A 9,280-nucleotide genomic window follows, 5' to 3' on the forward strand; every position below is an offset into this window, starting at 1 on the left:
GGCGAGACCGTCGTCATGACGGTTCAGACCGGCTTCGAAAAAGGCACCGGCGAGCCGCTGTTTGAAGAGCAGGAGATCGACCTCGCGCCGATGCCCTATATCGTCGTCATCGTCGACGAGATGGCCGACCTGATGATGGTCGCCGGCAAGGAAATCGAAGGCGCCATCCAGCGCCTGGCGCAGATGGCGCGTGCCGCCGGCATCCATCTGATCATGGCGACGCAGCGCCCATCGGTCGATGTCATCACCGGCACGATCAAGGCCAACTTCCCGACCCGCATCTCCTTCCAGGTGACGTCCAAGATCGACAGCCGCACCATCCTTGGCGAACAGGGCGCTGAACAGCTTCTCGGCCAGGGCGACATGCTGCACATGGCGGGCGGCGGGCGCATTTCGCGCGTTCACGGCCCCTTTGTCTCCGACATTGAGGTCGAGCATGTCGTGGCCCATCTGAAAGCGCAGGGGCGCCCCGAATATCTCGAAACCGTGACTGCCGACGAAGAGGACGAAGAGCCCGAACAGGGGCCCGTCTTCGACAAGGGGGCCGTTGCGGCCGAAGATGGCGACTCGATCTATGACGAGGCGGTGAAGGTGGTGCAGCGCGACAAGAAGTGCTCGACCTCCTACATCCAGCGCCGACTCGGCATTGGCTACAACCGTGCCGCCTCGCTGGTCGAACGCATGGAGAAGGAGGGCCTGGTTGGCGCTCCCAACCATGTCGGCAAGCGCGAGATCATGGCAGGCCGGCGCGATCTGCCCGACGGGCCCGACATGGATTGATCGGCGGCCCTAGCCCTGGGCCGCCTGAACCACTGTAACGGCGATCATGTGAAACGCGTCCTCGGTGCTGCAGCCGCGCGACAGGTCATTTGCCGGCTTGGCAAGGCCTTGCAGGATCGGCCCGATGGCGGTGGCGCCACCGATGCGCTGGGCGATCTTGTAGCCGATATTGGCGGCGTCGAGATTGGGGAAGACAAAAACATTGGCTTCGCCATGCAGCGTTGAGTTCGGCGCCTTGGACGCGCTGACCGCCTCGACAAAGGCAGTGTCGAACTGCAGCTCGCCGTCGATGACAAGGTCGGGGTCGGCGGCATGGGCGAGCCGGGTCGCCTCGACGACCTTCGACACCCGCTCGTGCGCCGCACTGCCATTGGTCGAAAACGACAGCATCGCCACCTTGGCGGCAGCGCCGGCCAACGCCTCGTAAGAGCGCGCCGACATGCGTGCGATGTCGGCGAGGCCAGTTGCATCGGGGTCGACGACCAGGCCGCAATCGGCGAAGACGAAGGCGCCTTTGCGGGCATGGTAGGGCTCGCACAACATCATCAGGAAGAAGCTGGAGACCAGCCCGACACCAGGCGCGCGGCCGATGACCTGGAGGGCTGCCCGCACCGTGTCGGCAGTGGTGGCGACGGCCCCGCCGACAGTGCCGTCCGCCTCACCCTCGCGCACCATCATGGCGGCGAAGATGAGGGGCGAACGAACAGCCTCCAGTGCCTGGATCTTATTGACGCCCTTGGCCTTGCGCAATTCATGATAGGCGGCCGCAAAACGCGGGGTCAGGGGCGAGCGTGCCGGGTCCTCGATACGAAATCGTTCAGGACTGGCACCGGCATCGGCCAGCCTTTGCGTGATCACCTGATGGCTGCCGATCAGGGTGATCTCGGCGATGCCTTCTCGTAGAGCCTGCACGGCAGCCTCGACGATGCGCGGATCCTCGCCCTCGGCCAGCACAATGCGTTTGGGCGCGTGCCTTGCGGCTGCGATGATGCGGTCGAGCGGTTTCATCAATATGTCCAGGAGAGGTGGATGCGGCCCGGATGCAAATGTTCCGAGCCGGTATTGGCGCGATGTAGCCGCTTGTCAGCTGCGTGACTGCGGACGCATGTCGGCGCGGTCGATGCCGGCAACTGGCACCGGCTTCTTCATCGCATCGCGGCGGAAGGGCTCGCCGAGTTCCTGGTTGAGAATGACCTCGACGAAAGTGGTCACACCCTTGGCCTGTTCCTCGACCGCCTTTTGCAATGCTGCCGTCAGCGCAGCCGGCGTGTCGGCCACCACACCTTTCAATCCGCAGCCCTCGGCCACCTTGGCGTAGCTGAGGTTCGGGTTGAGCTCAGTGCCGACGAAGTTGTTGTCGTACCATAGCGTCGTGTTGCGCTTTTCGGCACCCCACTGGTAGTTGCGGAAGATCACCATGGTGATCGCCGGCCATCCCTTGCGGCCGATCGCGCCCATCTCGTTCATCGAGATGCCGAAAGCGCCGTCGCCGGCAAAGCCAACCACCGRCACGTCGGGCCGGCCGATCTTGGCGCCGACGATCGACGGGAAGCCATAGCCGCACGGGCCGAACATGCCGGGTGCAAGATACTTGCGGCCTTGCTCGAAGCTCGGATAGGCGTTGCCGATGGCGCAGTTATTGCCGATGTCGGTGGAGATGATCGCTTCCTTGGGCAAAGCCGCCTGGATCGCCCGCCATGCCTGGCGCGGCGACATGCGGTCGGCCTCGCGACGGCGCACCGAGGCATTCCACTCGGTTCCCGCATCGTCATCCTCGTGGTCCATCGACGACAGCTGCTGCAGCCAGGCCGAACGGGTCTGGTGGATCGCAGCCTTGCGCTCCTCGCGGCCAACGTTGCCAGCAGCCGGCGTCAGCTGATCGAGGATCTGGCGCGCCACCTGCTTGGCGTCGCCGCATATGCCGACCGAGACCTTCTTGGTCAGGCCGATGCGGTCGGCGTTGATGTCGACCTGGATGATCGCGGCGTTCTTCGGCCAGTAGTCGATGCCGTAGCCGGGCAGGGTCGAGAACGGGTTGAGGCGCGTGCCGAGCGCCAGCACCACGTCCGCCTTGGCGATCAGCTCCATCGCTGCCTTCGAACCATTGTAGCCCAGCGGGCCCGCGGCAAGGCGATGGCTGCCGGGGAAGGCGTCATTGTGCTGGTAACCGCAGCAGACGGGCGCATCGAGACGCTCGGCCAGCGCGATTGATTCTGGGATTGCTTCGCCGATGACCACGCCAGCACCGTTGAGGATAACGGGGAATTTCGCTTCGGAGAGCAGCCTTGCCGCCTCCGCGATTGCCTGCTTTCCGCCCGAGGGCCGTTCGAGCTTGACGATGCTCGGCAGGTCGACGTCGATGACATGGGTCCAGTAGTCGCGCGGGATGTTGATCTGCGCTGGCGCACAGCCGCGCCAGGCCTTTTCGATGACGCGGTTGAGCACTTCGGGAATGCGCGAGGGGTCGCGCACCTCTTCCTGGTAGCAAACCATCTCCTCAAACATCGCCATCTGGTCGACTTCCTGGAAACCGCCCTGGCCGATAGTCTTGTTGGCCGCCTGGGGGGTGACCATCAGCATCGGCGTATGGTTCCAGTAAGCGGTTTTCATCGCGGTGATGAAGCCGGTGACGCCGGGGCCGTTCTGGCCGATCGCCATCGCCATGGTGCCGGTGACGCGGCTGAAGCCGTCGCACATCATGCCGGCATTGGTCTCGTGCGCGCAGTCCCAGAAGCTAATGCCGGCCTTGGGGAAAAGGTCGGATACGGGCATCATGGCCGAGCCGATGATGCCGAATGCATGCTCGATGCCATGCATCTGGAGAACCTTCACGAATGCTTCTTCGGTGGTCATTTTCATGGTTTTGTTCCTTTCGATTTCGGGGGCGGAGTCCGGCCTTGGGAGGGCTAGAGGATTTCGTCCTTGAGATAATACCAGCGGTACATGCCCCACTGGCCAAGGCGCCTGAACGGCGTCAGAAGCCCGTGGCTCGGCAGCGGTGAGGTGAAGATCGGCAGGTCGAGCTCGCCGCCCTTGCCCGCGACCATCTGGGCCATGCGGCGGCCGGCCTGGGCCGAATACATGACGCCGTTGCCGCCATAGCCCATGGCATAGAACAGCTGCTGTTTCGGGTCGGGCCGGAAGATGCGCGGCATCATGTCGTGACTGACATCGACCCAGCCCCACCATGAATAGTCGACCTCGATGCCGCGCAGGACCGGAAACTTGCGATAGAGCCCTTCGAGCAGGCGCTCGAGATGCCTGTCATTGACCGCATCGCGGCCGGTGATGGCGCTGCGGCTGCCGATCTGCACGCGGCCATCGGGCAGCATGCGATAGTAGTGACGCAAGGTGCGCGTATCGGTGAGCGGGATGCGCGTCTTGAAATTCAGCGCCTCGTGTTCGCCAGGGGTAAGCGGGCGGGTGACGACGGAATTGGACAGGATCGGCATCAGCCGGTGCCTGGTCAGGTCGTGCAGGCCAGGCGAGGTGTAACCGGCGGTGGCGATGCAGACCGCGCGTGCCCGGACTGTGCCGCCCGGCGTGCGCAGATGGTGGACGCCGCCCTTCAGCTCGCTGTCCAGCACCGGACTGGAGGTGTGTACCCTGGCGCCAAGCTTGCGGGCCAGCTTGAGATAGCCGAAGGCGAGCTTGGCGGCATGGATGCCCATGCCGTCGGGCTCATACACACCGCCCTTGGCTTCGGCGTCACGGACGAAATCCCGGTGGATCTCGTCGCGCCCCACGATCCGGGTCGGATAGCCAAAAACCTCGTTGAGCAGCCGCGATTCCTTCTCCAGCGCTGGCATCATCTTGTCGCGATGGGCGATGTAAAGATGGCCGCCATCCTGCGGGTCGCAGTCGATCTCCGGTGAACGGATCAGGTCGCGAAACAGGTCAAAAGCCTCGCTGATCTCGGCATGCAGCCTCCTGGCGACATCGATGCCCCAGCGTTCGATCCATTGCGAACGCTTGAGCCGCCCGGCTGAAATCTGCGCCTGTCCGCCATTGCGCGTGCTGCAACCCCAGGCGACGCCATTGGCCTCAAGCACCGTCGCCTTGATGCCATGCTCCTTGGCGAGATGGATGGCGCAGGAGAGGCCAGTATAGCCCGAACCGATAATGGCGACATCGACATCGATATCCTGCGTGACCGGGCCGTCGTCTTCGGGCGGCATGCCGGCGGTGGCGATCCAGTAGGTCGGCGCATAGTCCTTGCCTTCGCCGGGATTGGGCGCATGAACCGGATCGTAGGCCGGGTCAAAGGGCTTTCGCTGAGCACTGGGCCTTGTGAGCTGATGTTGCATGGGCCTGTTCTCCCGAACCTCTCAGCCCTTGGGCTGAGCCGCAATCAGCGGCCGGTTCTTGCGGAATGCCTGCTTGCGTACGATCTCGCCGTCCTTCAGCGTGAACAGATCGCAGCCTTCGGCCTCGATGCGGCTACCGTCCGAATTGGTGCCGGAGAAGGTCCATTCGGAGACCGCGCGGTCGCCATGGACGAAATGTCCGTGATGGGCCCAATGCGCGTCCGGCATGGCTTTCCAGACGCCGCTGAAAGCCGCGGCGATCTGCTCCGTGCCTTCGAAACGTGTGCCGTAGACCTCTGTGCCGGCGACACCATTGAAGACGCAATCCTTGGCGAAGAAGCGCATGACACCATCGATGTCGTGCCGGTTGAAGGCATCGAACAGGTGGGCAAGATCGTTGGCGGTAACAGGCATTTCGCAGTCCTCGTGACGTGGCTGCTGTGCCTTTCAGGCATAGCTTCGCCGTGGCCGGACAAGCCGGCCGAATGGTCTTGGTGTGATGAGTTTTGGTGGCTTCAGCCGGGTGGCGCAGTCGCCATGTGGATCATTGCTGCCATCAGATCTTGCCCTTCCAGGGGATCAGCGTCTTTTCGAGATAGCGGATCAAAAGGTCAAAGGCGAAAGCGAATATGCCGATGACGATGATGCCCATGATCACCGTGTCGCTGGCGAGATATTCAGCGGCATTCAGCACCATGAAGCCCAGGCCGCGATGGGCGGCGACCATTTCGGCCGCCACAAGCGTGGTCCAGCCGACGCCGATGCCGATGCGCATGCCGGTGAATATCTCCGGCAAGGCAGCCTTGAGAATGACGTGGCGGATGACCTGGCCACGGCTCGCGCCCATCGCATAAGCCGCGTGAATCTGCTCGATCGAGACGGAGCGGACGCCGGCGCGGGCGGCGATCGCCATCGGCGCGAAGATGGCGAGGTAGATCAGGAACACCTTCGGCAGCTCGTCGATGCCGAGCCAGATGATGATAAGTGGCAGATAGGCGAGCGGTGGCAGCGGCCGGTAGAACTCGATGATCGGATCAAACAGGCCGCGCACGACGCGGTTGGTGCCCATCAGGATGCCGACGGGTACCGCCGTCACGAGCGCCAGCACAAAGGCGCCGAGCACGCGGCCAAGGCTCGCCAGCGTGTGCTGGGTAAGTGTCGAATTGGAAACGCCTTCCGTCATAGCCGTGACGAATTTGGCCCATACGGCGAGCGGCGAGGGCAGGAACAAAGGCTTGACCCAGCCCATCTCGGTAACCAGCAGCCACAGGCCGAAGATCACCAGGGCTGTGATCAGGCTGATATGCCCGCTCATGCCGTCGCCGGGCGCGCCATAGATCTTGCCTGGTCGCGCGGGCTTGGCCTTGGAGAGGCGCTCAAGCATGGGCGAGTTCCGGGTTTCCGGATTGGAGCTCGTCGCCATAGATGATGCTGAGGATCTGTTCGCGCATGTCGATGAAATCGCGGCTGGACTTGATGGCACGGGCATTGCCCTCTTCAAGGAAGCGTCGGTTGAAATCGAGTTCGTAGGTGTGGGTGATGCGGCCCGGCCGCGGCGACATGACGATCAGCCGCGAGCCCAGGAACAGCGCCTCCTCGACGCTGTGGGTGATGAAGAAGAACATCTTGTTGGTGAGCTGCCAGACCTTGAGCAGCAGCTCCTGGATGGTCTCGCGGGTCAGCGCGTCGAGGGCGGCCATCGGTTCGTCCATCAACAGCATCGCTGGATCGCAGGTCAGCGCGCGGGCAACGCCGACGCGCTGCTGCATGCCGCCGGAGAGGTGGTAGATCATGTGGCGGTGGAAATCCTGAAGCCCGACCAGTGCGAGGTTTTTGGTGGCAATCTCACGCCGCGTCGCCTTGTCCACGCCGCGCAGCTTGAGGCCGAACTCGGTGTTGTCGATGACGTTGAGCCAGGGCAAAAGCGCGTGCTTTTGGAAGACGACGCCACGGTCGGCGCCGGGACCCGTGATGCGGCGCCCGCCCAATGTGATGTCGCCGGCGGTCGGCGCCATGAAACCAGCCATCAGGTTGAGCAATGTGGTCTTGCCGCAGCCCGACGCGCCGAGCGCCACGACGAAATCGCCGCTGTTGATTTCAAGATTCACGCCCTTGAGCGCAACGACCGCCTGATCGGTATAGAGACCTGGATAGGTCAGGCTGACATTGCTGACGTTTAAGGCTTCCATTTCGCCGACCTTTCGTAACGAATGCGCAGTCGAGGTGGGAAGTCGCCGCCGGCCGACAGGTGCGGCCAGCGGCTTTGTCGAGGCTTATTTGGACGCCTCCTTGGCATAGCCACTGTTGACGAAGGGCGCGTAGTCGTCGAGTGCCTTGTCGATCTGTTTTTGGGCGACAAGGAACTTCGCGCTTTCGTTCAGCGCGCGTGTTGCACCCCCGCCGAGCCAGGTGTCGGACGCCTGTTCGGCGGCATTGGGGAAGGACAAGAGCTTCAGCGCTTCGACAGCACCTGCGCCATCGCCGCCGATCAGCTTGACGATGCCCTGGACCTGCGGCGAGTCCGCTGTCCAGGCTGCCTTGTTGGCGTTGTAGTCGGCATAGGCATCGGCAAGAACCTTGGTAAAGGCCGCCATGAACTTGGGGTTCTCAGCCGCCCATTTCTTGTCGGCCACAAGGCCGTCGAAGGTCGGCACGCTGGCCGCGCCGATGACTTCGGAATCGGCGATCACCTTGCCGTTCTTGAGCAGTTCAGACAGCGCCGGTGGCCAGACATAGGCGGCATCGATGTCGCCGCGCTGCCATGCTGCAATGATCTGCGGCGGCTTCATGTTGAGGATGTTGACCTCGCGCGGATCGATCTTCCACACCTGCTCCAGGCCGACGAGCAGATGGAAATGCGAGGTCGACACGAAGGGCACGCCGACATTCTTGCCCTTGAGGTCTTCGGGCTTTTCGATGCCAGAGCCGTTGCGCACCACGAGTGCTTCGGACTTGCCGATATTGTCGAGGATCCAGAACAGTTCGAGATCGACGCCGCGGGTCGCGGCGGCGGTGGTGCCGGTGGAGCCGATCACGCCGATCGGCACGGTGCCCGAGGCGAGCGCGGTCGAGATGTCGCCGCCCGAGCTGAATTGGCGCCAGTCGATGGTGTAGCCCGCTTCCTTGGCGGCGGCGTCGAAGCGGCCGTCGGCAATGGCGGTGACGAACGGACCGACGATCTGCTGGTAGCCGACGACGACCGACGTTTGAGCGTAAGCAAGACAGGACGTGAACAGGCCGGCAGCGATGGTTGCTGCGCCGGCCAAATGCTTCAGAGACTTAAAGTGTATCATCGTTTCCCTCTTTGTTTTGCTGCCACCGGTTGTCCCGGGATCTTGCCAGCTTTGATGCCGGTCTTGGTTCTGCCTCAAAGGGATAATTGAGCACATCCGATTGCCTTATATCCAGATAGGAAGTTGAATGATTCCAGTMTGGGCTTACAGGCAGGTTCATGGCGCACGCGACCATTTMGGAATCGATCTTCTTTCTCGACCGGGCGAGCCGGATCGGGCTGCAGACGCAGATCCGCGAGACGATTGTTTCGTCGGTGCTTGCGGGCCGGCTGCCACCAGGCGCGCAGCTGCCGTCGACGCGCAAGCTCGCCGATTACCTCAACATCTCGCGCATCACGGTGACGCTGGCCTATCAGGAACTGGCGTCACAGGGTTACGTCGAGACGGCGAGCCGCAGCGCCTATCGTGTCGCCGACAACCCCCCGATTAGCGGACTGGAGGCAAGCACGCCCGAGGCGGGACCTGATGTCATCGACTGGTCAGCCAAGCTGCGCACGAGCTTCATCGTTGCCAAGCAGATGCGCAAGCCGCTCGACTGGCGGCGCTATCCCTATCCGTTCCTCTACGGACAGATGGACCCCTCGCTGTTTGACCTGACTGCCTGGCGCGACTGCGCCCGGCGTGCCTTGGCGCGCGAGGATTTTGAACTGATGGCGGGGGATTTCGCTGCCGCCGACGATGTGCAGCTGGTCAATTACATCTGCTCGCGGACGCTGCCCAGTCGCGGCATTCGTGCTGGCCCGGACGAGATCCTTGTCACCGTTGGAGCGCAGAATGCGCTGTGGATCGTTATCCAGCTTCTGCTCCGCCAGGGCGCACACGCCATCTGCGAAAATCCCTGCCACCCGGATATGAGCGCATCGCTCAGGTTGAGCGGGGCCCAGGTGACCGCGGTCGACG

The 9,280-nt window shown here is 63.1% G+C and carries 9 protein-coding genes; 2 read left to right on the top strand and 7 right to left on the bottom strand.

What is annotated here, in order from left to right:
- Window positions 1-780: DNA translocase FtsK (locus AC1DUU_RS13950; RefSeq protein WP_476784009.1), on the top strand; the 780-nt coding region annotated here is incomplete at its 5' end.
- 9 nt (window positions 781-789) lie between these two features.
- Here the strand turns inward: AC1DUU_RS13950 and pta are convergent.
- The 7 genes from pta to tauA form a co-directional block, all read right to left on the bottom strand.
- On the bottom strand, window positions 790-1,788 hold the full coding sequence (gene pta, locus AC1DUU_RS13955) for a phosphate acetyltransferase (protein WP_476784010.1): 999 nt from the start codon (window positions 1,786-1,788) through the stop codon (window positions 790-792).
- A gap of 75 nt (window positions 1,789-1,863) precedes the next feature.
- On the bottom strand, window positions 1,864-3,639 hold the full coding sequence (xsc, locus tag AC1DUU_RS13960) for a sulfoacetaldehyde acetyltransferase (RefSeq protein WP_476784011.1): 1,776 nt from the start codon (window positions 3,637-3,639) through the stop codon (window positions 1,864-1,866).
- Between the two features lie 47 nt (window positions 3,640-3,686).
- Window positions 3,687-5,087 (bottom strand): NAD(P)/FAD-dependent oxidoreductase, encoded by a 1,401-nt coding sequence (locus tag AC1DUU_RS13965; RefSeq protein ID WP_476784012.1) that lies wholly within the window; start codon window positions 5,085-5,087, stop codon window positions 3,687-3,689.
- Between the two features lie 21 nt (window positions 5,088-5,108).
- The gene (locus AC1DUU_RS13970) at window positions 5,109-5,501 is read right to left on the bottom strand and encodes a nuclear transport factor 2 family protein (RefSeq protein WP_476784013.1); all 393 of its coding nucleotides are present in this window, start codon (window positions 5,499-5,501) and stop codon (window positions 5,109-5,111) included.
- Between the two features lie 142 nt (window positions 5,502-5,643).
- On the bottom strand, window positions 5,644-6,471 hold the full coding sequence (locus AC1DUU_RS13975) for an ABC transporter permease subunit (protein ID WP_476784014.1): 828 nt from the start codon (window positions 6,469-6,471) through the stop codon (window positions 5,644-5,646).
- Window positions 6,464-7,276, bottom strand: a complete 813-nt coding sequence (locus AC1DUU_RS13980) for a taurine ABC transporter ATP-binding protein (RefSeq protein ID WP_476784015.1) — start codon at window positions 7,274-7,276, stop codon at window positions 6,464-6,466. Before AC1DUU_RS13980 ends, AC1DUU_RS13975 begins: the two co-directional genes overlap by 8 nt.
- Before the next feature lie 84 nt (window positions 7,277-7,360).
- Entirely contained in the window at window positions 7,361-8,380 is a 1,020-nt protein-coding gene (gene tauA, locus AC1DUU_RS13985) for a taurine ABC transporter substrate-binding protein (RefSeq protein ID WP_476784016.1), read from the bottom strand.
- A 158-nt stretch (window positions 8,381-8,538) separates the two neighbouring features.
- On the opposite strand from tauA, the gene AC1DUU_RS13990 reads away from it, so the two are divergent.
- On the top strand, window positions 8,539-9,280 hold a 742-nt coding region (locus tag AC1DUU_RS13990), incomplete at its 3' end, for a GntR family transcriptional regulator (protein ID WP_476784017.1).

It is taken from the genome of Aminobacter sp. P4_H6_2, from assembly GCF_056400805.1.